The organism is Thalassotalea sp. HSM 43 (genome assembly GCF_004752005.1).
In the GTDB taxonomy this organism is placed as follows: domain Bacteria; phylum Pseudomonadota; class Gammaproteobacteria; order Enterobacterales; family Alteromonadaceae; genus Thalassotalea_A.
Window position 1 is genome coordinate 2,136,151 of the sequence record NZ_CP038493.1, and the last position, 26,564, is coordinate 2,162,714.

Sequence of the window (26,564 nt, forward strand, 5' to 3'; positions counted from 1 at the left end):
CTCAATCAGTATTTCTTGTTGGCCAGCATTTGCTGACGGCCCATGCGCAGTTCAATCATGTTGTCTACTTCATCGGCACCAAACACATTCGCGGCCAACTTATTCATTGGATCGCGGGCGTAGCCCATTTCGCGAATAATATGGTCATTACGTTGCAGCTCGGCACGCTCATTTTCAGGCACCGGTTCGGCGTTATCTAGCCAAGCCAGCCAGCGGTCAACCATTTCGTGCAGATACGCTTCTAAAATATCGATGTTGTCGTGATTTAACTCGCCCATTAAGCTTTGCGTTGCTGGATTAACTAGGGCACGCATGTATGGACCGTGACTTACCGACCAGTGAAAGTTCTCGTTAGAACGCAATTTCATATACCAGTCATTAACGTCACCACCATAGTATTTATCGAGATAATCGACGTTGGTTAGTAGGTTTTTACGTGGTGTGTAATCGCAGTAACAAAACAAGTGCGGCACCGTACCAAAGACAATCACTAAGTGCGGCACATCGGTTTCTTGACCGAGAAAAGCGGTGGTATTCATGTCGAGAATCGACGCCTTGCGGTTACCGATCCATGAGTTCACCAACCATTCGACGCCCTCGCCAGACCATGCCTTGTAGGAACCTTCAAACTCGCCATTAGGTGAGGTGTAGTACTCGCGGTCAAAGGTACTTGGATGCTGTTCGATATCGGCAAAGCGCTTGGCTATTTTTGCTTTGAGTTCGCTCAAGATGCCCCAACAACGCTCCCAGTATTTACTGACATCGACATTAGGATTTTCCGCTAAAAACTCATCTAAGGTTTTGGTTTCTTTATTAGCTGTTGTCATTGATATGTCCTATAAACCAAACTCGGCGAATTTATCTTTTGGCTTTTTCAGCAAAGAGCCAAGTAAACGCAGAGTCATTTTTCGAGGGTTTAACCAGGCAATTTTTTTGCCGGTTTTATTAAAGTTAAGAATGTTAGTCACTAAAAACGGCGCCACCGTTTCCACTTTGTCACACAACACATTGGCGAACTTACGGCGCTTTTGGAAGTTATCCCAATCGGCTTTTGCCTCGCGAATAACCCCTTCGGTGATGATCATGCCTGGTCGTATTTTGCCAACCAAAATGTGATCATCTTTCAGCTCTTTGCTAAGCGCATTGGTAAAGTAGTCGAGACCTCGTTTGGTGGTGCCATATATGCCCATACCGGGGAAGTACTCGCCATCTGAACCACCGCCCAGCATATTGAAAATCTTGCCGCCACCTTGTTGCTTCATGCCGTTAGCAACCACTTTGCAGCAGTTGATGGTGCCTAACATATTGGTGGTCACCATGGTGTTAACTTCATCATCTGGTGTGTCGAGAATAGACCAAACAGTGCGCGCTAAACCGGCATTGTTTATCCAAATATCAACCGCGCCAAAGCGGTCTGTTGCGGCTTGCCATAGCTGCTCTACCTGAGCTTTGTCTGTGGTGTCGCAGGCAACAGCGATGACTTTGTCACTACCCTTGCCGATATCGTTGGCGCATTGGTTTGCGTCATCTTGGTTGCGGCCAGAAACGACCACTTGGTGGCCTTGATTGAAAAACTCTTGAGCTAAGCCTTTGCCAATACCTTTGGTTGAACCGGTAATTACTATTGTTGCCATAATCAATTCCTTAGCGACTGCTCATTGGTTGTTAGGCGCTGGCTTGTTGCTGATTGTTTTCAACAACGTCTCGATTAGGGTCTTGATGCTTGACGGTATAACCCGTGGCGTAAATCTTATCGGCGCTGATCTTACGATTCGGCGCTTTGATCTGATTTAAAAACTCGAGGCGAGTCCAACCATTGGCGTCGCAAATCGCATCAAATACTTGTTGGTTGGTATAAGGAACATGGGCATTATCACAAACGTTGAAGATGCCGGTGAGCTGGTTGTCGATGACATGACATACAGCATCAACCACATCATTGAAATGAATCGCGTAAAGTGGGGCGTCGGCACCAAAAATGGCTTTGCCACCAAAATATTCAATCGCCATATTCACCCGCTGAGCAAAGTCTAAATCGCCAGGGGCGCCATACATATCAGGGAAGCGCAACACACAACCAGCATCCGCTGACAACACTTGTTGCTCGGCTTTTTGATAGTATTTAGAGCTGGGTTCTTGGTGATTTGACGTTGGCGTGGTTTCAGAAATTGGCGCTGAATCGTCGCCACCATCGCCATAGACAGAAAAACTCGACAGGAATATGACTCTAGGGCATGCCTGTGCAGCGCTTTGACAGCTTAATTCTAATGCTTGATGGTAATGAGTTTCACGTTCTTCTATGGTTCGCGTTTTGCGCACATTCGGAGCTACGGTAGCAACAATTAAATCACAACCTTGCGCTGCAGCGATGACTTTGTCGGTCTCTTCGCCTTTTAATACATGAACTTCGTCGACCAAGGTTTCAAGCTCAGCGACTTTTTCTGGCGTGGTTGTGGTGCCAACAATGGTCACACCTTTTTGTTTTAACTTTTGTGCGACGGCTTTGCCAACATGACCAAGCCCTAAAATTAATACTTTCATTTTGCTCAAACTTTGTTTTAAGATGACTTAATAAGACCTAATGTATTAACATTATAACAATGTGTCAAACTTTGTTATAAACATATGTCATTTAATTGACTGATTAAATCTCATAATTTAAATCTTTGGAGCAGAATATGCGCGTTGCGGCGTTGCAATTTGCCAGCACTTTGGACGTCGAAGACAATCTTCAAACATGCTTGCAAATGATAGATAAGGCAGCTGTATGCCAACCTGATTTGATGGTGTTACCAGAATTTTGTAATGCCTTGTCTTGGTATCAAGACCAAGCGCATGCCTGGCAATTAGCGCTAGATATCGATGGTGAGTTCTTACAAAGCATTGCCAAAAAAGCAGCACAATATAACAGCTTTATTGTCATCAATGTCAGTTTACGGCGCCAGCATCCTGACATTACCGTAACCTCAGTCATGTTCGATAAAAATGGCCAAATACTGGCGACCGCTGATAAACAAACCCTTATGGGGCACGAAAACACCTTCTTTAAACGAGCCGATCAGCTTTCGCCTATTGTGGTCAGTGAGTACGGTAATTTGGCGATGTTTCCTTGTCGAGATGGAGTAACCTGTGAAACCCCAAGAGGTTTAGCCATTCGCGGTGCACAGCTATTTTGTGATTCATTAAATTCCTTTGCTCTCGATGAGGCGGCGTTGCATGTCCCTGCACGAGCCGTTGAAAATGGCGTGTATTTGGTCGCGGCAAACAAAACTGGTGCGTTAATTCCTGAGCAAATTCTTGAAGAAGTAGCACATGCGACAAACATTCCTAAACAATACTTGTATGGTGCAGGGGAAAGTCAGATAGTTGCACCTGATGGCCGTGTCCTCGCCAAAGCGCCATACAACGAGCCGGGTTTTATTTACGCTGACGTCGATTTGCATTCAGCCCGCAGTATGCAGCGCGCCGACAAAAGTCAGGTGTTTAATAATCGTCGACCTGAGTTGTATCAAGATATCGCCAAACCAGCCTTGGCCGAATATTGCCAAGGCGGAGATAAACAAGTCAGTGTTGGGTTACTGCAAGTTGACGACAAGACAATCGATCCTCTGCTCGGCATCAGTCAGCTAAAGCGTCGTATTCGTGACCTTAATGAGCAGTTGATCGTATTGCCTGAGCTGTGCTTTTTAAAACAAGCCTACGCTGCGGGCGCAAATGACTTAGCAACCGCAGGCAAACTCAGTGATGTATTGGTTCGCGAAATTGCCGCAAGCTTAAAACCGGAGCAATATTTAGTGACATCCATTGTCCACTTCAAGCAACACAAAGCGGTGTTAATTGATGATTCGGGCATACGTTTTAGCCAAAGACAATTACATCACTGCAATCGCTTGGCATGGAGTGAGTTGGCCGATGAGTTAAAGATATGTCGGCTGCCATGGGGAAATGTCGCGTTATTGACTGGAGATGATGTTTGTTACCCTGAATTAGCCAAAGTCGCGGCGCTAAAAGGCGCCCATGCTATTGTTTGCCCAATCGACATTCAACAAGCCTGGGAAGCGGATTACGGCTTGCTCAGTCGTTCCGCCGAAAATCGTATCAATGTGATAGCCTGTTCCCGTGATAACCAGCTGCAATCACAAACCTCAAGACATACCGTTGCCGGACTTATTGCTGCCTTACCGTATGACTTTACCTTAATGAGTACGTGGCAGAAGCGTCAGTTTGATGGTCATATTAATTACCCTATTGTCACCCGTCAAAACAGCGAGTTGACCAGCGGTTTTATCTACCCTAATGCGGCCACCAACAAGCTAATGTCAGCGGATACCGACCTACTTAGTCAGCGACCTTGGCAACTCAGCGACACCTTAATGAAAAAGGCAGAATCGCTGCCCAAGGTCAAGGAGGCATCACTATGCGAGCAGTAATCAAGTCGTCTGAAACTGGGCAATCCGTACTTGGTCAAGTGTTAGCGGAGCAATTGATTGGTCTCGCGCATGTCGGTTATATCGTCGAAGATTTGCAATCGAGCATTGCCACGTTTAAGCGAATATATGGCATAGATGATCAAGATATCACGGTTTTTCCCGACTTTTCGCAGCACGATGCTGCAACACGATTTGCCTTTTTGGACCTAAAAGGTACTCAAGTGGAATTAATTCAGGCCTTGGCTGAGCCGTTTACCAGTTTGTTGGCGAATGCCAACAGCGGTGGCGGCGGTATAAACCACTTAGCTTGGCAAGTGGCGGATATTGATGCCTGTATGGCAATACTCGCAACGCAAGGCATCACGCCCGGTTATGTCACCCCTGATGGCATTGTCGATATGGGCGTCAAGAAAATGGTATACCTCGATCCGCATAGCATCGACGGCCATTATCTTGAATTGATTGAAGTAACAGCAACGCAGTAACAAAGGAGAGTGTTGATGGATATCAGCTTATTGGATAAATATGTGCCGTTAACCCGGATTCAACAGACCCATTTTAAGGTAAAGGATCAGGGCTGTTACGACTATACACTCAATCATCAAAGTACGGATTTACAAGAGCCTTGGCAAATTCTTGAAAATGGCGACATGCAAATTATTCGTAGTGTGCGTTATTCCCGTCAATATAAGGTGTTACTGGCGGTGAGTTGCCATATCACCAAGAGCACACAAACCATCGATCTAAGCTATCAAGAAGGTGATAACCCGGAAATTATCGCCCAATATAAAATCGATAAAGACGGCAATTGGCAAGTAAGCCAGAGTCATCCAGGAGATATATTTAAGCAGCAAGGGCACGACCCTGACTTGGTCATCTTTCCATTGTTGCGCATCTTCAGTGGCCAGATGCTAATCGATTGTAAGTTGCGAGGTCAGGCTAAGCGGCAAGTACTGATCCCAGATATTCGTCCCGAAAGTGGCTATAACGATAAACTAAAACCAAGTTTTGATATGCGCACCAGTAAAGCCAAAGGGGTGAATGGGCGCGGTCGTAAATTCCAGTTTATTAGTGAGCATTACCAAGAAGACAGTGCGCAATTTTATCTTAATGAACATGGCCAATTGGATTTTTATCAATGGCAACAAGCACCACAAAAACTGTGGCAGGTGACTTTGTGCAAAGCTGCGGTATCCGCTTAACTCACTAACGAAATTGGAATAATTCCTGATGAAAGTCGGCGCGTTTCATGCCGGCTTTACGCATGTCATTTTTGACGCTCTCACCAAATGGCGCTGGACCACAAAACCACACACTGGCGTGGTGCCATTCAGGCACCAGTTGCCGTATTTTTTCGGCGCTTAGCTTTTCTTGGATATACCAATGAATGGATACATTGGCCTTTTTAGCCAGTAGCTCAAGTTTACGTTGTATTCGTGCATTTTCATCAGACGCGCAAACAAACAAATCGATAGGTTTGGTGTCAGGGGAGTGCAGGCGGTCGCGCATTTTGGCGATAAATGGGGTAATGCCGATGCCTGCGCCAATCCAAATTTGCCGCGTACATTTGTCGTTAAAGTTGAAATCGCCATAGGGGCCTTCAACAACGACCGGCATATCCAGTTTTAACCAGCCGCGCAGTTGATTGGTCCAGTCGCCAAGCGCTTTAATGGTGAACACTAATTGCCTACGCTCAGCACACCAATCTGAGGAAATCGTATAGGGATGCGCACCTTCATGATTATTGGAGGTGAGAAAGGCAAATTGCCCAGCAATATGACCAGGCCAACCAGGTTGCATCTCGATGGTCGCTTCAATTACGCCCACATCATCATATGGGGTGAGTTTGATGATTTTGCCGGCGGTTTTTTTGCTGGCGCCGATTTTACCGAGCAGTGCGGCGATCGCGGCCAATGAACCGAGCAGCATAATCAGTCCATAGCCAAGGCCAAATGCGCTTAACCAGTAGTCTTCCTTTGTCAAAATGACGGAGTGAAAAACCAAAAGCAGATAGATCACCGAAATCCATTTATGGGTCTTTTTAAATAGGTGATAAGGAATCTTATCCATTAATGCGATGCTGACAAATAGGATTACAACATAGACGCCAATTTCGCCGATTGTTTTCGCGCTATCTCGTAGCTCCTGAGAAAACAGATGATCGCCATGAATTCGCGCCATTTGCTTGGTTTCAATAACCGCAAATAACCCCGACTTAGCAAGTAAGGGCGCAATGCCATCACCAAACCAATGCAATACGGCAAACACTAAAGCACTGATACCGAGCCATTTGTGCAGCCGATAAACTTTGTCCAAACCATCTAAGCAATGGTTGATGGTTGGTATCCGTAAACTCATGATGGTGACTACACTCATCAATAGTGTTGCCATCACCCCGGTGTATTGCATATAGGCGTGCTTAAATATTCTTACCGTCATTGGCGCATCGAAAGGGAATTCGCTGGTCAGCCAAAGTAAGGTAAAGCTGATGATTATCAGCCAATAGGCGATGTCTATTCTTTTCATATCCCCTCAATGACAATACCGTACTAGTAAACAATGAACATGGCTAAGTAAAGCCTAGATAGTAACCGGCAGCAGAGCAAGTCAGTGTTTCACTCGCGGCGAACAGGCAATCGTCAAGATAAAGGGAATGTTGAAAATTAGCGCTATAGCGTCAAAGCAGAAATAAAAAAGGCCAACCTGATGTTGACCTTTTGTGGCAAGTAATGTGTTATTACTTCATTGAGAATTCCATATCGAACTGGTATTTATCCGGTCGATATATGGCATATAAATGATCGAACAACTTGCCATCGGCGTCATACATGGAGCGATCTAACAACAAAAGTGGTCGCCCTGTTGGGATTTCCAAGACTAATGCGGTGTCCATATTCGATAACGTAGCGGTAACCGATTGTTGCACCTTATCAAGTTGGATACCGGCTTTGCGGAATATTTCCATGCGCGATGAGTTGTACAATGACTGTTCGCTATATAGTTCACCGATGTCACGGGTCCAACTGACGTAATAACCAAATGGTTGGCCATCACTCATACGTACCCGCACAGATTGAATCAGTTCTTCATCAGGACCAATACCAAATCGCTCTTGGATATCCAACGGTGGTACCGCCTTTTGGAAGGTGATTGAACGAACTTCGGTTTCTTGGCCAAGGGTTTTCAAGTTTTCTAATAAACCAGACAGTGGCGCTTTAAGCTGCTCTGCACGGTGTTTGTAGATAACATGCGATCCTTTACCGCGACGACGTGAGATATATCCTTCCTCGGCGAGCTCATCCATGGCGCGTTTTGCGGTGATTCGTGAAACTGAAAATGCTTCTGATAGCTGATGTTCGGTCGGCATTTTTTCGCCAAATGGGATTTCACCCAAATGGATTTTTTCTTTCAAGAACAGATATACCTGATGATACAGCGGGGTAGGTACATCCGACTTCAAGGCCTGACCTAAGCGAGGATCACTTAGTAACTCTTCAAATGTCATATTGATATATCTTCTTAATTCGTTATTAGCGCAACAGAAATCGAATCAGGCCCGTTAAGCGCTGAATTTCTGTCGATTTTATGTACGAGGGAATATAAACGCATAATGATATAATCACATTACAAATGCAACATTAATCAAGATGATTTATGTCATTTATCCCTGTTCTCTAGTCTGTTTTAATGTCAGTTAAAGGCCATTAAGAGCCTTCATGGTTTACGTAACACAAAGGGAATAGGTTTACCCTTTTGGAAAATTGAATGACTGAATATCTGGTTTTTAAGCTTTTACATCTACTTTTGTTTGTCTATTGGCTCGGTGGCGATCTCGGCACCTTTTATGCATCGCGTTTTGTCGCTAAACAAGGCCTGACGTCACAGCAGCGCAGTACCGCGTTGACTATTATGATGGGCGTTGATCAAGGACCGCGTATCTGCATGGCGCTTATCCTCGGTCCGGGCATGCAAATGGCTTATTCTTCTGGGTTAATTCAAATGCCGTTATGGGCTCTGGTATTGGTATGGCTGATATGCGCGCTATGGTTGGCCATGGTGTTAGCGATTCACTTTGGTCACGGCAAAGCGTTTGTGCAGCCGTTAACTAAGTTTGATTTTAATTTCCGCATAGCGGTGATTTTAGTTTGTCTGGCGGTGTGTGCTGAACATTGGCTAGCTCAATCGCCACAATATATTCAGGCGGGATATATTGCTTGGAAATTACTGTTCTTTGCCGCGTTAGTCGCCTGTGGTTTGGGTATTCGAGTGATGCTAAAACCTTTTATTCCGGCTTTTATGGAAATGATGAAAGACGGCCCAAATCCTGATGTTGATGGCCGGTTACAGAAATCTTTGGCTAAAGTTCGTCCCTTTGTCTACCTTATTTGGGTAGGCCTATTAGTGAACGCCGCTCTCGGCATGCATTTAATCACGCCTTAAAAGGATATCTTATGCGATTATTAAGCTCTGACTTTTCTCCCTATTCTACTCGTGTGCGCATTCAAATTCGCAAAAAATCGTTGCCTATCGACATTTGCGCACCGGAGCCAGCACTGCGAACTCCTGAGTTTCTCAACAAATATCCATTGGGTAAAATTCCGGTCTTAGAGCTTGATGATGGCCGTCATCTGGCGGAGTCTTGGACCATAATGCAGTACCTTGAACAGGTGTATCCCGAGGTGTCACTTAGCAGTGATGATGCATTTAGCGTTGCGCAAATGAGTCAAATTGGCCGCTATGCAGACTTACACCTTGGTCCATCGCTGTTTCCCATGTTTCGCGCGGTGTTGTTATCGCTTGAGCTAAATATTGACGACGAGGTCGCGGCAATAAAAGCGGAGCTTAATAAAGGTGACCGACTGCTAGCCGGGCAAGATCTAAATCGGTCAGTGAATATTGCTGATATCGCCTTGGCAACGACAATGTTTTTTACTCTAGAGACGCCCAAATTATTTAATATTAAAAATTTATTGGCTGATTACGATAATCTCAATGCTTGGTGGCAATGGGTGCAAAAAGACGCCGATGTGGCTTTAGGTATTGACGAGATGAATCGCGCATTTAAAGGCTTTGTTGCCGCCAGTAAACAGGCCTCATAAGTTGCAATAACCACGAATATAACCTTCTCCCAATAGGAAAAAGGCCGAACTCCAGTATAGGGTTCGGCCTTTTTTCTTGGCTATTTTTCTTGGCTATTTTTCTTAGCTATTTTTGTTAGCCATTTTCTAGGCCAATAGCAGGCACCATTTCAACTGTTCTGACCCCTTGAAAAGGCGCATTTTCAACTGTTCTGACCCCTTGAAATGCGTTTGTCGATGGTTATTGCTGGTTGCATGGCAATAAGCGCGCAAGCTACCAAGGCCATGGCAGAAATATTAATAACCAAGCCGTAATGGTCGTCACCTAACAACATGGCAGCGACCATAGGGCCAGAAGCCAAACCCATTTTTGAAGCGAAACCACCTAATGCCGCCATTTGTCCCGCTTTATCGAATTCAGAACACAAGCCAAATAGATAGGACAAGGCAAATGCCCAGGTGATGCCAATAACGACATTGGTGATCAGGTAGATACTTTCCACTTCACTGTAGTGCAATAACCAAGTACAGATGGCGGTGAGCATAACCGATAATAAAATAGGTAACGAGCGGCCAAACTTAGTCCCTATGATGATCACTAAGAACGAACCAAGCAGAGCAATCCAGCTCGCCATAGCAAGCGCCGGGCTCATAAAGTCAAGGCTAAGACCTTCTGCTTTACCTAATCCTATGACATAGGCAAATAAGCCCATATTAGCCGCTTGAAATAAAAATATTGCCGCGAGAGTGAGCATTAATGGCAACGTTAATACTTTGCTTTTGGCAGCTGAGCTCGACTCTTTCGACACCGGATAAGACGGTAAGAAAGGCAGCATGAGCAGTGTTACTAAGGTAAAGGCAATCAATGAGATAAATAAAATACCTGTGCCGTATACCGGTACCATGGCCGGTAAAAACATAATGCCTAAGCCACCCAAACCCCATTGAATAAATAACAGATAACCGAAGGTTTTATCGGACTCGGTGGTTCGCGACATAATACAAAAGCCGATACCAACCAACAGACCGCCGGTGATACCATGCAAACCGCGAACCGCGATCATAACGCTTGCCGACTCAATATAAACACATAGCAAATCAATCACTAATAACGACATGAGTAAGCCATAAGACCAGCGACGCCAATTGATTTTTTTGATCATTAATACCGCAGCAAACGAGCCAATAGCCGCACCATATAAATTGGCACTACTGACAAACCCGGCTTGCTGATTGGTAAACATCAAACCTTCTTTTAAGCCGTTCACAAGGGCAGGCATAATATTGACGTAGAATATCCCTGCGGTTGCCAAAAAGGCTAAACAAACCCGGGCGATAGCTGAATTTGGTGCCAATTTATAGCTTTTGTTCATGGGATTCTCATTACTGGTTGATGTTGCCGTCATGTGGTTTGTTCCATTGTTTATTCGCTATCAAGCAAGTCAGCTTGCTGCAGAATGTTCTGCATAGGCTGGAGTTGCTGCTGATAGTGACGCCATTTATTGACTGATTTATTGTGAATGGATTGACGCACTTGACTGGCACTGGCGGTGGTCACATGAGTCGATGAGTTTTCAATGTTGGCGTAGTTGTCATGCCACTGCAATTGTAAGAACTGGTACAAGGCTTTGCCTTGTTGTTGTGGATCGGCAACCAAGTCTTCATATTGCAACTGATAAATGCTGTCGCCGCAAAGTTGTTGCCAATGTTGCATCAACTGGCGATAGGCAACGTAGTATTGTGCCAACTCGGTTTGCTCATAGGAAAATGGATAAACCTGCTGAAACAAGGTCTTGTAAACCGCATAACAGGTATCCATAGGATCGCGTTGAACATGGATAAACTTGGCATTAGGAATGGCGGCTTTAATTAAGCCAACATACAAATAATTTAGTGGTAACTTATCGCTAAACATGCGCTTATCAACGAGTTTTTCCGAAAACTGTTGCTGTACTGATTGGCTATAGCGCTGACCAAGCTGAGCAAAGTCTACCTCACTGGCGCAACGTACAAATTGTTGTGCGCTATTAATCGGTTTTTTCAGCTGTCGGGTAAGTTGTGATAACACACTGGAAAAATGATTTAATTCTCCAAGTGGCTGAATCTGTTGCGACATTGCTAATAGCTGATCCACCATGGTTGAACCGACTCTAGGCATGCCGATGATAAACACAGGTGCCAATGAATTATTGTCTACTGGTGTCGAACCATGTTGTTGCAGCCAATTGGCATCAAATGTCTCTTTAATGCTATCAATTATCTTAGTGTCTTGATTTATGTCGTAATTAAGGTGTTTTCGGCGCAGCTGGCAACCTTTATCAAGATGCTTAAAGGCGTGCTCATATTGCTGCAAATCTTCGTAGCTTTTTGCTAACGCAAACTGCACTTGCACCGTATCCTTAGCTGACAATGATTGGTCAACAAGGCTGTGCAATTGTTCTATGTAATTGCCTTGCTTGGTTTGCTTGCGCAAGTCCACCCGCAAACAATGGGCGTCAACATCTCGTGGGTTTAATTCGATGGCTTTCGTTAAGCTGCGTTCGGCGTCAACCAAGTCGCCTTGATGGCGTTGCACCGCACCGAGACTGTAATAATGTTGATGATTGCTGGCATCTTTATTGATTGCCGATTGGTAATGTTGAATGGCGAGCTTTGGTGAATCGAGTTGGCTCAGCAGCAGCGCTAATTGATTATCTTGATTGGCGCTTAAGGTCTGCGAACTCAGTTGTTGCACCAGCTTTTTGGCCTTGGCATATTGTTGACCTTGCAGTGCAAGCTTGGCTAATTGCAATTGCCAGTTAGGGTTGTTATTGAGTGCACAAGCTTTGTCTAAACTAGTCAAAGCGACATTGAGGTTACCGCTAGCTAGGGCGACTTGATTGGTAAAATACCAACTGTTGGCGCAATCGGGATAGTCGTGATTTAACGACCGGCTAACAGCGATAGCTTGTTGTAATTGTTTGTTTTTAAGGTATTCAACACCTTGATTTAGCCGTTGTTGTTTTAAGCTGAATTGACTCATTTAAGCATTTCTTTTTGCTTTATCATAGCGACAGAATACAAACAATGGAACCATGACGTTTGCCATGGCTCCATTATTTGCAGGGAGTTAGAATTTATAGGAAATTGCCGCACCGATAGTGCGAGGTGTGGCTATATATTCTTTTTGGTTATTACCGTAGTAGTTTTCAAATGCGCCTGTATCGGTAGATAAGTAAGCATCTGGGTAACTTGCGGTAACCCCTTCTTCATTGCCGATATTTTTCGCGTATACAGTCAAACCCCAATTATCCATTAGGAACTGCACTGATGCGTTAAAGATAGTGAAACTATCGAACTCATCGTAAATCGTGCTGGTTTCTGAAATATGGTTGGTTGTATCTGACTGATAGTAAGCGGAGATATTAGACAACATCTCAATTTCATCGGTTAATTGCATGGTGTGATTCAAGCTGGCTGAAAATACATTCTCAGCTACGCCCGGTAAACTTGCGCCTGACTCTGCCACTATGCCACCGGTTTGCGGTTGAATAACATCATCGCTAAGCTCGGCATCGGTGTAAGAGTAACCAAAGTGCATGTTAAGGTTTTGCGATACAGCAATGTTGAATTCAGCTTCAAAACCTTTGGTTTCTGCTGATTCACCATTTTGTGCCATAAAGAATGCCCACCAGGCGGTACCGGTATTTAGCTGCGGATCTTCCCAATCAACAAAATAAATATCAGCTGAGAAAGAGTACCAATCACCAAAGCCTTTTAAACCAAGCTCATAGTTTTTCACGGTATCTTTTTCAAAGGTCTCAACTGTCTCTGGATTAAGCTCTGCAAATGGACCGTCGGTCGGAATTGCATTTGAGCCACCGCGACGGAAACCTTCAGAGTAGGTTGCGTAAGTCATCAAGGTATCGCTAATGTCGTAAGCCAAGTTAAACTTCAGCAATACATCATCTTCATCCTGATCTGGAAAGTCTTCAAAAGGAATCTCGCGAGGTTGACCATAATAAGCATTAATCGCCGTTTCATTTTCCAGGCTGTTATCAAACCAACGCGCGCCAGCAGTCAAGTGCAAGTCATCGGTTAGATGATAGGTAAGCTCACCGTATATCGCCAAATCTTCAAAGGTTTCTTTACGAATATAGGTGAAATCCTTATCTGTTGGCGCACCGACCCACCAAGACCAACATGGTGCATCATCCGGCAATTCATTACAGGCAACACCGTATTCTTCTAAACCACGTAAGTGTGAGAAGTTATTGGTTTCGCGATCTTGGTCCATATAGTAAACACCAAGGATCCAATCAATCTTGTCGTTGCCATCATTATTTGAAACGAGGCGTAATTCTTGAACCAATGCTTCCTCATCAAAACCCGCTTCAACATGTGATGCAGGTCTTGGGTTACCGCGATACCAGGCGTTGTACCAGTCACGACCGCCAGATACCCACAAGCCTGTGTTATCACGCCAGCCGTTACCGTCATGTTCATAAAACGAGGTGTTTGATGTCAATGTGGCAAAACCGAGATCTGCGCTTAGTTCTAAACTGGTCAATGACATATCGCGTTCAGAAGGCTCAAGTAAGGTTGAACCGTTATCGTATTCACCGTATTCGTTGCCAAGATAATCTGCACCACGAGTGACCGCACGGCGACCGCCGATTTCATCTTCTTGGTAATGATGTGTCAAAAGTAAGTTAACGTTATCAGTAACTTCCCAACCAAAAGCAACCTTAACGTAAGTGATTTCTACGGTATCAACATCGTCTTTGCTTTCATAACAAGCACCGTTATAAACGATTTCGTCGGCAGTTAAACCACTGTCGCGAGGACTCGCACAGCTGCCATCATCAGCTTCGACCATTGGGATGCCATTGTCGTCGAGCTTATACAATAATGGGTGATCAATAACCCCGTCATTATCAATATGGCTCAACACAATACGTACCGCAGACTTGTCGGTGATAGGCATATTGAACATACCGTCAAATGCCATGTTTTCGCCATCTGAACCGTCTGTTTGGCCGATATCAAATTTGAAACTACCTTCGGTTAAATCCGCATCAGGACGATTCATGATGTAACGCACGGTACCACCTAAGGCACCAGAGCCGTATAGCGTACCTTGTGGGCCACGCAATACTTCCACACGTTGTAAATCTTTCAGTAAGAAGTTAGCAAATACAGGTGTGCTATCGACATAAGTGGCAACGGTTGGTGCGGTAGATAAACCTACGTTGGCACCGGCTACGCCATTATCAACATTGATACCACGAACAACCATAGAGTTGGCAAGTGCGCCGTTACGGTGACCGCGGTCAATGATGGTGATACCAGCGACGTTACGCAGTAATTCGGTGTTGTCGACGATATTGTTGCGTTCGATGTCGCTGCCTAATACCGAGGAAATATTAAAAGGCAATTCTTCTTGTGCAACCAGGCGGTGAGTAGCCGTTACCTGAATACGTTCGATTTGTGCCTCATCAGTCTCTGCGCTGGCTTGCTCTTCGGCATAGCTCATCGCTGGCATGCTGACTAACAGCGCTGTGCTGATAGCCGAGGCAATACTCGATCGATTAAAGGTTACTCTTGTCATAGTGGGCTCCGTATTGTTGTTTTTTTCGCCTGTTTTGAGAGTAGACCAGTCAACCACTATCTCTTAGTACCAGTTCAAGAGATATAATAGGTCCAGTTCAGAGGCTCGCTAATTTAAATCATTACTTAGTTTTTTTGGTTGGCACTTCCAGTGCGCCAAGTTTATTTAATTCTTTGTTTTTAATTGCTTTATCTTGATAGATAGGGAATTCAACCGAGTTGTCTCTAAAGCTTTTTAATACTTGTCCAAGGCCGTGCAAGCCACGCTCGCGATTATGGCGTACTTGGTTAAAATCAATCTCGATAGGGATAATTTCGCTGTCGGCCGTGGCTTGATATACCACTCCACCATCTGGGCCAACCACAATCGATTGACCATTACCCGTGTCACTCGCAGCGTTAATGGAAAATACATAGGCTTGGTTACTGGCTGCCGTTGCTTGCGCCATTGCCAGCTCTACTGGTCGGTCAATGGTGCCAGTTAGTGTTGGGTAAACCAGCACTTCTGCACCTTGGCAAGCCATGCTGCGTGCCACTTCACCGAACCACAGGTCATAACAAATCGCCACCCCAATACGGCCACCAGGTACATCAAAGACGACACATTCTGAGCCCGCTGCCACATCGCTTTCATATGGGTAAAAAGGATATATTTTTCTATATCTTTCAATGACTTCACCCTGGTTATTGATAACGCTGGCGGTATTGTATATTTGCTCATCAAGTTGTTCGTAATGACTGCCCGGTATTAACCAAACGTTAAGCTCTTTTGCTAACTGACAATAAAATTGTTCTGTTTTAGAGGGGAGCGGCTCAGCATGGGCTTTATCTGTACCAAAGGTGGCCAATTCACTGAACACTATCATGTCAACCCAAGGAAACCGACGTTTGGTTTCTTTAATTTTGCTGGTTATCAATGGCAGGTTGTCTTGCTCGGGTAAACGCAGTTGTAAACCGGCAATGGCAAAATGACTCATGAAATTCGCCTCTTATGGGTCGTATAGATTGATTGGATGATTTTTAAGCTAAAGGATTGCTTGAATATTGGTTAGTACCAGATTGATGTTATTTATGGTGCCAGTTTGCTGGCAAGTGAATTGGCACCGCTATCAAGATCTTGCAAGGTGGGTTGTGGCGGGGTGTTCGCGGCAATAGTCCAGTTGGCGTACAAAACAATAATTTTGATCGAACCACTTCATTTCATCACCGTCCATGATCACATAAAAGCCTTTCATCTCACCATAACCCCATAAATTCCATTTTCGGTAGTACATGCCGTTATGGATCCACCAACGGCCACTATCGACTTCATTATCGTTGCCGCCGGTGCGACCTAACATCACGCCATTTTCTTTAAGCTCTATGGTGCAAGGCACGCCATAGACCATTTGGCACTCAAGGATTGAGCCGGGCAGAACATGCTGTAATTCATCATCAGTGAGTAATTTACCTTTGGCGCTAGATAAGGTTTCTTCATGCTCTTGGGTCAGTTGGTGAATTAAGTCAGCAAGTTTTTCTACGCCTTCACGTATGCGATCGTTAGCAATACTGGTGATACCCATGCGAAAGCAATTGCTCGGATATGACGTACCGGCAAAATAGCGCTTTACAGGCTCGATTAAGATGCCGTGTTCGACCGCCTTTTGGCGTAAATATTCACCGTCTAATTGTTTTGGCCCTGTAATCCAATAAGCGGTACCCCCTTGGATAGGTCCAGTATTGATACAATCAGGAAGGTAGATGTTTAATGCTTCTCGCAGGGTCAGCCAACGCTCAAAAAATACTTGATGCAAATGCATCATATAGGCGTCGTAATAGCCCATCGACAAAAAGTAAGCTACTGAACGCTGATTGTTCAAGGGTGGATTGCGTAACATCAGTTTACGTATTTTCTTAAGCTCGGTAATGACGCTAGGATCGGCAACGATAAAACCAAGCTGCACACCAGAGGCGATGACCTTTGACAGACATGAGATGTAAACCACTCGATTGTCTTTATCTAGGCTGCGTAATGCCGGGTGTGGTTGACCTAAAAAATTACTCTCAAATTCAAAATCATCTTCAATAATCAATAAATCTTGTTGCTGGGCTTTGCTCAGTAGCTCGTCTCGTCGATCCATTGGCATGGTGATACTGGTCGGGGTTTGGTGACTTGGTGTGGTGTAAATAATGTCGCACTGATCTAACTTGTCATCGACGATAATGCCTTTATCATCTAGCGCTTGTAACTGAATTTTCGCCCCACTGTGTTGCAATAACTCACGCATTTCCGGGTAACCAGGTTCTTCAACGGCGACCTGAACTTCGTTATTCACAAATAACTGACAGATTAAATGTAGCGCTTGTTGCGTACCAACGGTGATCAATATTTCATCGGTACTGGCTTGAATGCCACGGCGTGGTAGCAGTTTGGTGCGAATTTGATCGAGCAGCATGGGGTCATCTTCTGTGCCCTGTAATTTGCCCCAAGCTTGTATTTCGCTACTGGCATTGGCTTTCGCATTGGCTTCACGCCATTCTTTTATTGGCATCAATGATGAATCGTATTTACCGTCGATAAATGGAAAACGATAGTTGCGCCAATCTGCCGGGCAGGATGTTGCGTTGGTGGTGGCAATCGCGCCTTTAAAGCGATGTTTGTTCGAACTGTTGGTGCCATTAAAACGTTTTTCGCTTGGCGATTGCTCCACTTTGCCTTGGGTTATCGCCTCGCTAACAAAAATGCCGCTGCGCTCTTTTGACTCAATGTAGCCTTCGGCGATAAGCGCTTGATAAACCAATACTACGGTATTACGCGATACATTGAGTTGACTCGCGAGTTTTCGGCTTGATGGTAGCTTACTGCCTGGGGCGATAGCGCCAACTAATATACCTTCCACCAGTTTTTGCCGAATCTGTGTTTGCAGCGATTCGGGTAAACTGGCGTCGATATGTATTAGTCGATTAAGCATTGAGAAGCTAGACATCACATTATTTCTTTATTAAATAATAACTTAACTCAATGTCCACCTAGCTTGCAAGTTTATGAAACAGGCGTACAAAATCATTTAGGCCTTCATTCATAATTTCATTGCTGATGGTTAATGCCGGTAAAAATCGAATCACATTGCCATAGAATCCACAGGCGAGCAGGATCAAACCGTGCTGTGCTGCATGGGCAATAATCTTTTGCGTTAATTCAACATTGGCTTGCTTGGCATCACCGTTTTTAATTAACTCGATAGCGATCATTGCGCCTTGATTGCGTACTTGCAAAATCAACTGTGGGTATTGTTGTTGCAACAAGCTCAAGTGTTCATTAAAGGTATCGCCAATAAAGTTGGCGCGCTCTACCAGATTTTCTTCGGCGATAACATCTAATACCGCTAATGCGGCGCTACAACCTATTGGCGAAGCCGCGTAGGTGCCGCCCAAACCGCCGGGTAATGGCGCATCCATTATTGCTGACTTGCCAATAACAGCGGCAATAGGAAAGCCACCGGCGATGCCTTTTGCCATGGTGATTAAATCGGGCTCAACAGCGGCATGTTGGCAACTGAACATTGCCCCAGTGCGACCAAAGCCGGTTTGTATTTCATCGGCAATCAACACAATGCCATGTTGATCGCACAAATCGCGTAATGCCTGTAAAAATTGTGCCGGAGCTTGATAGAAGCCACCTTCGCCTTGCACCGGCTCGACGATAATCGCCGCGGTATCACTTGGCGCTATAGCGACTTTAAATAGATTGTTAAGGGCGTTTAGAGACTCTTCAACCGTGACCTGATGGCAATCAATTGGGAATGGCGCATGATAAATATCGCCTGGAAACGGGCCAAATAAATTCTTGTATGGCGCAATTTTACCAGTCAATCCCATGGCTAAATTGGTGCGACCATGAAACCCGCCATTAAAGGCGATGACGCCGCGACGACCTGTATGAGCACGAGCAATTTTGATACAGTTTTCCACAGCCTCAGCGCCGGTGGTAACGAATATGGCTTTTTTATCACTATCGCCTGGGGCGATTTCACACAACTTTTCAGCGAGCGCAATGGCCTCTGGGTAGGGATTAACCATGACGCAGCTGTGGCTAAAACGACTTAATTGCTCACTTACCGCGGCAACGACCTTAGGGTGGCTGTGGCCGGTATTACACACCGCGATGCCGGTACCAAAGTCGATATAACGATTGCCTTCAACATCCCACACTTCGCTGTTTAATGCACGGTCGACATAGACCGGGTAAACGTTACCTTGACCGCGGGCAATGCTTGCTTGCTTTCTATCTTGCCATTGTTGATTGCTTAGCTTACTCATCTATCGATACCACCCATACACAAATATTTGATTTCAAGATAATCATCGAGACCATACATCGACCCTTCACGGCCATTGCCCGATTGTTTAACGCCGCCAAATGGCGCTGCGGCATTGGAAATAAGACCTTCATTGATGCCTACCATGCCATACTCGAGCGCTTCGGCGACGCGCCAAATACGGCCAATGTCGCGACTATAAAAGTATGCGGCTAGACCGTATTCTGTGTCGTTCGCCATGGCAATCACCTGCTGCTCATCATCAAAAGTTATGATAGGTGTTACCGGGCCAAATATTTCGTTACAGGCAATCGCCATTTGATTGCCAACTTGAGTCATAACCGTTGGTTTGTAATAACGGTCACCATAGGGGTGACGCTCACCACCCAAGGCTAACTGCGCACCTTCTGCAATGGATTGTTGCACCAAAGCATCAACATCATCGACCGCTTGTTTAGATATCATTGGGCCAATTTGCACATCGTCTTGCATACCGTCACCTACGGTTAATTGGTTAACCGCAGCAATAAATTTTTCACTGAATTGTTCAGCAATGTTGCTGTGCACAAAAATTCGATTGGTACAGACACAAGTTTGTCCCGCATTACGGTATTTTGAGGCGATCGCACCTTGTACCGCAGCGTCGATATCGGCATCATCAAAGACGATAAATGGCGCATTACCACCGAGTTCCATCGAAACTTTTTTAACCGTCGATGCGCATTGACTGATCAATGACTTACCAACCGCGGTGGAGCCGGTAAAGGTAAACTTAGCAATATCTGGATGAGTGGTCAGTACTTGTCCCATGGCTCTGGCGTTATCGCCGACCACCACATTAAACACACCTTTAGGGATGCCGGCTTGCTCAGCAAGCTCGGCCATTGCAAGCGCTGATAGCGGTGTTTGTGTCGCGGGACGAACCACAAAGGTACAACCGGCAGCAAGTGCCGCCGCTGCTTTGCGGGCAATCATTGCGTTTGGAAAATTCCATGGGGTAATGGCCGCGACAACGCCGACAGGTTGCTTGATAACAACAATACGTTTGTCGCCTGCGGGCGCAGGAATGGTATCACCGTAGACGCGTTTGGCTTCTTCACTAAACCAATCAATAAAGGCGGCACCATAGGCTATTTCGCCTTTTGCTTCCGCCAGAGGTTTGCCTTGTTCGGCGGTAAGAATGACGCCCAAATCGTGTTGGTTTTGCATCATTAAGTCGTACCATTTGCGCATCAATTGTGCGCGATTGGCTGCCGGCATTTGTTGCCACGCTTTTTGTGCCTTTTTGGCGGCCTCGACTGCGGTGACAACATCTTGTGCATTTGAATTAGCAATAGTATGCACCAATTCACCATTGACTGGGTTTCTAACGCCCAAGTGTTGATTGTCTTGGTGCCAGTTGCCGTCAATATATGAGCCAGGCTTTAATAAAGAAGGGTTAGTTAAACTGAGCATGTGTACCTCCACGTGTTTTAGTTATTGAAGTACAAAAACTAATCATGTTAAATATAAAACATTCAATCATTAGTTTGACAATCATCAAACATTAAATCGGTGCATATGGATGAGCAAAAGTTTCGCTATTCCCAAGCCTATCAGCGAATATGACATTCGCCTATTACGAATTTTTAAAGCGGTCGTTGAAAGTGGTGGATTTGCTGCGGCTGAACCGGTCTTGGGCATTACTCGGTCAACCATCAGCATACATATGTCGAGTCTAGAAACTCGAATGAAGCTGACCTTATGCTTACGTGGCCGCGGTGGTTTTGCCTTAACCGATGCCGGTCAAGCGGTTTATCGAGCGACCTTAGCGTTGTTTGAATCGCTTAATGACTTTTCATTGTTGGTCAGTGGGCTTGAAGGTGACTACGCTGGTGAGTTGGTTATCTTATGCGCTGATCAGTTAGACGATAATAAGCAACGAGTACTGGCACAAATGATTGGTGCGATTAATGACGTTGCGCCGAAACTGCACTTGGTGGTTGATCAAGAGCCAATTGCCAGTATCGAAAAGAAACTGCTTAATGACAAAGTTCATGCGGGGATATTTCCCGGTTATCAACAAATTGACAACTTTGATTATCACCCATTTAGTCGTGAACCTATCTATTTATGTTGCGGTAAAGGACACCCTTTATTTAACGCTGAGCAAGGCAAGATTGAACCGCACCTGCTGCAGCAATACCCTGCGATTCATCCTGGTATTGAAATAAACAAACAAGGTAAGCAGGTCCTGCAAAACTTGAACTTTACTGCCCGTGCCTATCAATTTGATGCTCGCAAAGCAATGCTGCTTTCTGGCCGCTATCTCGGCTTTTTACCGAAACAAACCATTGCCAATGAACTGGCCAATGGCGACATAAAATTGTTGTTCGAAGACAGCTTAAATTATCAATTTGACTTGTCGTTGGTGACCCGAAAAGCCGCTCGAGAACCCCATAAAATCCAGCTTATTAAAGACGTCGCTGAAACCTATTGCCGATGCTAACTGGTACGATAAAGTTAACTAAACTGGCTCTATTGTTTATTTTTTGTTCTGTATAAGGTGAATTGATCCTGGTATCAGTTTCGTTTGCCTGCAGTACTGCAAATGCTCTGATTAATAACAATAAACAAGAGTATCAACAATGAAACCTTTTATACGTTTTACCGGTGCGGTGTTGTTGGCGATGTCCGCTTCGGCTCAAGCACAAACTATTTTTTCCGATGATTTTAATGACGGAAACCTAACGGGATGGACGGTATCAGGCTTAGGAAAAGCCAAAAATGTTAACAATCAGGCGCAATTATCACGCGCCAAAGCCATGACGCAAACGGTGTCTGCTAGTGGTTTTAGTAATGTACAGATTAGTGTTGACCATGCCTCGCAAGGGCTTGAGTCGGGCGATAGCTGCATATCCGAATTATCACTGGATGCCGGCAATTCATTTACCACCGTTGGCACCACCACAACCGCCAGTCAAACTATCGTCGCTAGCCCATCAGGGATAGATAATAATAGTGACTTGGTGGTTCGCGTGAGAGCCGACAACAACAGCACCAAAGACTATTGCCTATTTGACAACATTGTCATCTCAGGCGACCCACAAACCCCAGATCCACAACCAGAAATTGAGGTTTCTGGAAACAGCACCTTTGGTAATGTTGACCTTGGCGAAACCGTATCTAGCGTGCTGACGGTCAATAATCTAGGTGATGCCAATTTGGTTATTGGTAGCGTTTCCACGTTATCGTCACCATTTAATGTCAGCAGTGATAATTGTTCTAATAGTCAGGTCTCTGCCGGCAGTGGATGTACCATAACCCTTGCTTTTACACCGACCGTGGCGCAAGCAAGTATGGCGACATTGTCAATTCCATCAAACGACAGTTCAGAGCCAACCAGTCAGGTCAGTGTCAGCGGAACCGGTTTTGATCCGGGTAGCAGCAGTGGCCCACTGTTTAGTGAAGATTTTGAATCGGCTGCAGATGGCTGGAGCATCGCAGGCGATGGCGACAGTGGTGTGGTCAGTAAATCCGGATCTAATATGTTAAACCTCGCGAAAACCGCGCAAGCGACTATCGCCGTATCCACCGCCAACAAAACCGATGTGGTGGTGTCTTTAGAAATGGTTGCCTCTTCACTTGAGGAAGGTGATACCTGTATTGCTGAAGCACAAGGCAGTGGCAGTTGGGTGACCGTTGGCATGTTAGAAAATGGCCAAGATGACAGCAGTATTTATAATGTTGCGGCATCAAATGGCAGCTTCGATAACACCACATTGACCTTACGTTTAAGAGCCAGTGGTAATATTAATTCAGATGATTGTTATTTTGACAACATTTCTATTGAGCCTATCCCTGGCGGCGTACCTCGTGATGAGGCAACGTATGCCTATTTGATGGGCAGCACAGACCAAACCTTCTCAACATCTGCGTTTGTTGCGACCAAATACAATACCCCAGCCAATACCTTTAGCGGTAACTTGGTGATCACTGGCACCCCGGTCTTTAGCAAAAACTATGGTGTGACCGGCGACTTACCAAGCGGTTACAGTCAGTGGCCTGGTTTTGATTACGAATTTGTGCAAGATGGCAATCGCTTGATTCCGGTTGATCGCGGTCATAGCTTTGTTGGTAATGGTGCTTGGTCTATCAGTGCTGGTGTTGGTGCGGTTTGGGATGAAGCATCTGATAACGGTTATTCTCGTGCTGCATTCCCATACACCATTAAGCAAAATAACAGCAATTGTGAGCATAATGGTCTGGCAACATTTTTATTTAAAGACGACGGTTCAATGTCCAATGTGCATGTTCAAAACGTCGCTGAAACTTGTATTTTCTACGGCTTTGAGTTCTATGGCACCTTATCGGCTAGCTATAACAAGCACAGTGTTGCCAATGCCAGTGAGGTTATTGCCAGACGAAATGCTGAAGAAGCTGCATGGATCCCAACCAAACCACTTGCCGATTTGGCACTAGACTTTCCAGGTGTTGATTTAAGTAACTATGGTTATGCCATCGATGCTGCCGACCTAAATGGTTACAGTATCTTGGTTAATGGCACCAGTTATGTTGATGGCTGTGGCACGCGTTATGGTACCCATCCATATTGCATGGATAAAACCATCGGTATTTATTCATTCACTAAATCAATGCATGCCTTTTTAGTGGTCGCGGCACTGGAAAAACAATACCCAGGCTTTAAGAGTCAATTGATTAAAGACTTAGTACCAGAATGTCAAAATGACAGTCGTTGGAATGGCGTAACGGTTGAACATGCATTGGACATGGCGACCGGTAATTACACCTCAGCCAATTACGAAGTCGATGAAGGCAGCTCTGCCATCGTTGCCGGCTTTTTTGACCCAACAACTCGTAGTCAACGAGCGGCATTCTCATGTACCGGATGGCCAAACAAAGTGGCGCCAGGAACTTATCATGTCTATCACACCACAGACACTGAACTGGTGAGCTATGCGGCAGCGAAATACGCCAATAACCAACTTGGTGGTTCGGCCGAGGCATTTAACGATGTGTTGGTGCCGGTCTATGAAGCGATCGGTTTAAGTGATTACATCAAGGGTATACAACGTACCTCAGATACCATGGACGCATGGGGTGGTTACGGCTTGTCGGTGACGCTCAATGATGTGGTGCGTTTCTCACAATTCTTGCGTGATGACGCGGTGACCAGTGGATTATTGGATGCCACCATGGTCAATGAAGTGCTATCGGGTGCGAGCAAAGGATTGTATGCACAGTTATCTAACTTCAACTATGACAATGGCTTTTGGCGCTACCACGTCGGTGCTGCTACCGATATGAGTGCTTGTGGCAGTGCCACGCAGGTGCCGGTGATGTCTGGTTATGGCGGCCATACCAGTATTATTTTACCTGAGGTGATTATCACTCAGTTAACCGATGGTGGTGGAATTGGTTTTATAAGCACCATTAATGATGTGTTTGCCAACATCAGTAATGCTTGTCCAACGCCTTAATCGTTAACCAAAAACAAAGGGGCTGAGTAGCAATACTCAGCCCCTTTTTGTTCATATAGGGTCAATGAAGGGCTCTTCATAACGGCGCCAAAGGATTAAACTTAATTGCGGATATAATCGGTTATCGCATCGTGATCAACAATCGTGATCAGCGAGTTACTGTTTATGTTAATCCAATCTTTCTTTTTCAACTTAGTGAAACCACGACAGGCCGTCGATACGGTCATACCAAGATAATCGGCGATATCTTGACGACTCATCGGTAAATGATACTGGCCTTTATGGCAAAACAGGCGTTTTTCCATGTCCAATAAAAAGTGTGCTAAACGCTGATGTGCGGTGCGCTGACCCATAACAAATAAATGATCTAACATGCCAGCAAGAACCATTTCTGTGCGATTATGGAATTTCTTCGCCACATCATGATGGGCATCAAAATAGGTTTCTAAGTCTTTGCGGCGAATTTTAATCGCGCTTAAATCAGTCAATGCTTTGGCACTAAAATTATAACTATCAATGCTGGCGGTAGATAAACCAAGAATATTACCGGTAAACAAAAATGCGTAAACCTGGCGAGCACCGTTGGACGCGGTACGCTCAAGCATGACGGTGCCGGACGTTGGGATATACACGTAGTCGGCTTGCTTGCCTTCTTTAATCAAATAGTTTTCTGCAGAAACCGTTACTTCTTCCGCTTTTTCGGAAATAAGTTTCACGAATTCATCGCCACCGCTTAAGGTGTCGATAGCACTACCAAAGCAACTTGATAAGGCGTTGCGAATTGAAATTTTACTAATATCTAGGCTCATAACATCTACTACTTATTGGTTATTATTGTGCATATGGCACTAACACTTAGCGGTTAATTTACACTCGAAAATTGGACAACGCCAGTGTTTTCGTATGCAAAAACTAGTCTTTACTGGGATAAAGTACACTGGAGTGCACAAATCGTTGTTGTGGATAAAAACTGGTGGCAATTAAGATAATCGCTTGTTCATTTTGGTGCTGATATCGACGGCTTATTTGCAATGCCGGTAAGCCGGTGCGGCAATCGAGGATGTGCGCCATATCATTGTCTAAACTGGTGGCACTAATATGCTGTTCAATTGACCCGATATGCTCAGGTTTTACCGCCTCAATTAGTGCATAAATTGCTTGGTCTTTGGCAATGTTTTGTTTGTCGCTCGGCTTGTCAACGCGCAAATATAAGGTCGAGTAGCACAGCGGTTGCTGACTATCTGAGCTCCAGCGCAGGCCAGTGATATGCAAATACACACCGGGCATCGCTTGATTAAGCTGATTGGCAATGTCAGAGGTTAATGGCAAATACTTTGCTTGGATGATTTCAAAGCGGGTATTGTTGCCAAATGACAGTAAGTCTTCAACAGAGTTTACATGCTGACTGGCTTTCTCTGGCAGCTCATTACTGATCACGCGAGTGCCTGAGCCTTGACGCTTTTCGACCAAGCCTAACTGTTCCACATAGCGCAATGCTTCGCGAGCGGTGTGGCGCGAGATTTGATAGGTCTCACATAATTGCTTTTCGGTCGGCAACAATACGCCAATATGATAGCGACCAGCGCAAATCTGCTGCTGCAGTTGCTCACCTATTTGTCGATATTTTGGCTGTGACAAATTGATATTAGTCATTTGTTACCTGCTTGCTTGAGTTTGTTACTTGCCTAT

The 26,564-nt window shown here is 45.1% G+C and carries 21 protein-coding genes; 7 read left to right on the top strand and 14 right to left on the bottom strand.

Features of this window, described 5'->3' with window-relative positions; all coding sequences use genetic code 11:
- Positions 1-5: 5 nt before the first annotated feature.
- The 3 genes from E2K93_RS09115 to E2K93_RS09125 are packed head-to-tail and all read right to left on the bottom strand — an operon-like array spanning position 6 to position 2,550.
- Positions 6-827, bottom strand: a complete 822-nt coding sequence (locus tag E2K93_RS09115; protein ID WP_135438800.1) for a hypothetical protein — start codon at positions 825-827, stop codon at positions 6-8.
- Between the two features lie 9 nt (positions 828-836).
- Positions 837-1,634 (bottom strand): SDR family NAD(P)-dependent oxidoreductase, encoded by a 798-nt coding sequence (locus tag E2K93_RS09120; RefSeq protein ID WP_135438801.1) that lies wholly within the window; start codon positions 1,632-1,634, stop codon positions 837-839.
- Between the two features lie 31 nt (positions 1,635-1,665).
- On the bottom strand, positions 1,666-2,550 hold the full coding sequence (locus E2K93_RS09125) for an NAD-dependent epimerase/dehydratase family protein (protein ID WP_228445240.1): 885 nt from the start codon (positions 2,548-2,550) through the stop codon (positions 1,666-1,668).
- A gap of 128 nt (positions 2,551-2,678) precedes the next feature.
- On the opposite strand from E2K93_RS09125, the gene E2K93_RS09130 reads away from it, so the two are divergent.
- From E2K93_RS09130 to E2K93_RS09140, 3 genes are read left to right on the top strand one after another with little or no spacing between them, the layout of a single operon-like run.
- Complete coding sequence (locus E2K93_RS09130; RefSeq protein ID WP_135438803.1) at positions 2,679-4,430, top strand: carbon-nitrogen hydrolase family protein; 1,752 nt, start codon at positions 2,679-2,681, stop codon at positions 4,428-4,430.
- A complete protein-coding gene (locus E2K93_RS09135) occupies positions 4,418-4,915 on the top strand; it encodes a VOC family protein (protein WP_135438804.1) in 498 nt (165 codons plus the stop codon). The genes E2K93_RS09130 and E2K93_RS09135 overlap by 13 nt, the downstream gene beginning before the upstream one ends.
- Positions 4,916-4,930: 15 nt before the next feature.
- A complete protein-coding gene (locus E2K93_RS09140) occupies positions 4,931-5,632 on the top strand; it encodes a hypothetical protein (RefSeq protein WP_135438805.1) in 702 nt (233 codons plus the stop codon).
- Positions 5,633-5,636: 4 nt separating this feature from the next.
- Here E2K93_RS09140 and E2K93_RS09145 read toward each other — a convergent pair whose 3' ends face one another.
- Both E2K93_RS09145 and E2K93_RS09150 read right to left on the bottom strand, forming a co-directional pair.
- Entirely contained in the window at positions 5,637-6,956 is a 1,320-nt protein-coding gene (locus E2K93_RS09145; RefSeq protein WP_135438806.1) for a ferric reductase-like transmembrane domain-containing protein, read from the bottom strand.
- A 211-nt stretch (positions 6,957-7,167) separates the two neighbouring features.
- The gene (locus tag E2K93_RS09150) at positions 7,168-7,935 is read right to left on the bottom strand and encodes a GntR family transcriptional regulator (RefSeq protein WP_135438807.1); all 768 of its coding nucleotides are present in this window, start codon (positions 7,933-7,935) and stop codon (positions 7,168-7,170) included.
- 260 nt (positions 7,936-8,195) lie between these two features.
- On the opposite strand from E2K93_RS09150, the gene E2K93_RS09155 reads away from it, so the two are divergent.
- Both E2K93_RS09155 and E2K93_RS09160 read left to right on the top strand, forming a co-directional pair.
- The gene (locus E2K93_RS09155) at positions 8,196-8,870 is read left to right on the top strand and encodes a hypothetical protein (protein ID WP_135438808.1); all 675 of its coding nucleotides are present in this window, start codon (positions 8,196-8,198) and stop codon (positions 8,868-8,870) included.
- Positions 8,871-8,881: 11 nt separating this feature from the next.
- Positions 8,882-9,529 (top strand): glutathione S-transferase family protein, encoded by a 648-nt coding sequence (locus E2K93_RS09160; RefSeq protein WP_135438809.1) that lies wholly within the window; start codon positions 8,882-8,884, stop codon positions 9,527-9,529.
- A gap of 182 nt (positions 9,530-9,711) precedes the next feature.
- Here E2K93_RS09160 and E2K93_RS09165 read toward each other — a convergent pair whose 3' ends face one another.
- The 7 genes from E2K93_RS09165 to E2K93_RS09195 form a co-directional block, all read right to left on the bottom strand.
- On the bottom strand, positions 9,712-10,914 hold the full coding sequence (locus E2K93_RS09165) for an MFS transporter (RefSeq protein ID WP_189637736.1): 1,203 nt from the start codon (positions 10,912-10,914) through the stop codon (positions 9,712-9,714).
- A 17-nt stretch (positions 10,915-10,931) separates the two neighbouring features.
- A complete protein-coding gene (locus tag E2K93_RS09170; protein ID WP_135438810.1) occupies positions 10,932-12,530 on the bottom strand; it encodes a tetratricopeptide repeat-containing sulfotransferase family protein in 1,599 nt (532 codons plus the stop codon).
- 87 nt (positions 12,531-12,617) lie between these two features.
- Entirely contained in the window at positions 12,618-15,098 is a 2,481-nt protein-coding gene (locus E2K93_RS09175; RefSeq protein WP_135438811.1) for a TonB-dependent receptor, read from the bottom strand.
- 121 nt (positions 15,099-15,219) lie between these two features.
- On the bottom strand, positions 15,220-16,074 hold the full coding sequence (locus E2K93_RS09180) for a carbon-nitrogen hydrolase family protein (protein WP_135438812.1): 855 nt from the start codon (positions 16,072-16,074) through the stop codon (positions 15,220-15,222).
- A 132-nt stretch (positions 16,075-16,206) separates the two neighbouring features.
- Entirely contained in the window at positions 16,207-18,063 is a 1,857-nt protein-coding gene (locus tag E2K93_RS09185; protein ID WP_228445242.1) for a PLP-dependent aminotransferase family protein, read from the bottom strand.
- Between the two features lie 43 nt (positions 18,064-18,106).
- Complete coding sequence (gabT, locus tag E2K93_RS09190; protein WP_135438813.1) at positions 18,107-19,396, bottom strand: 4-aminobutyrate--2-oxoglutarate transaminase; 1,290 nt, start codon at positions 19,394-19,396, stop codon at positions 18,107-18,109.
- Positions 19,393-20,850 carry an NAD-dependent succinate-semialdehyde dehydrogenase gene (locus E2K93_RS09195; RefSeq protein ID WP_135438814.1) on the bottom strand — a complete coding sequence of 486 codons (1,458 nt, stop codon included), beginning with the start codon at positions 20,848-20,850 and terminating at the stop codon, positions 19,393-19,395. The genes gabT and E2K93_RS09195 overlap by 4 nt, the downstream gene beginning before the upstream one ends.
- A 109-nt stretch (positions 20,851-20,959) precedes the next feature.
- Between E2K93_RS09195 and E2K93_RS09200 the strand changes: the two genes are divergently transcribed.
- On the top strand, positions 20,960-21,883 hold the full coding sequence (locus E2K93_RS09200; protein WP_135438815.1) for a LysR family transcriptional regulator: 924 nt from the start codon (positions 20,960-20,962) through the stop codon (positions 21,881-21,883).
- A 139-nt stretch (positions 21,884-22,022) separates the two neighbouring features.
- Positions 22,023-24,875, top strand: a complete 2,853-nt coding sequence (locus E2K93_RS09205) for a choice-of-anchor D domain-containing protein (RefSeq protein WP_135438816.1) — start codon at positions 22,023-22,025, stop codon at positions 24,873-24,875.
- A 101-nt stretch (positions 24,876-24,976) separates the two neighbouring features.
- Here E2K93_RS09205 and E2K93_RS09210 read toward each other — a convergent pair whose 3' ends face one another.
- A complete protein-coding gene (locus tag E2K93_RS09210; protein WP_135438817.1) occupies positions 24,977-25,684 on the bottom strand; it encodes a Crp/Fnr family transcriptional regulator in 708 nt (235 codons plus the stop codon).
- A gap of 103 nt (positions 25,685-25,787) precedes the next feature.
- The gene (locus E2K93_RS09215) at positions 25,788-26,528 is read right to left on the bottom strand and encodes a GntR family transcriptional regulator (protein ID WP_135438818.1); all 741 of its coding nucleotides are present in this window, start codon (positions 26,526-26,528) and stop codon (positions 25,788-25,790) included.
- Positions 26,529-26,564: the final 36 nt, after the last annotated feature.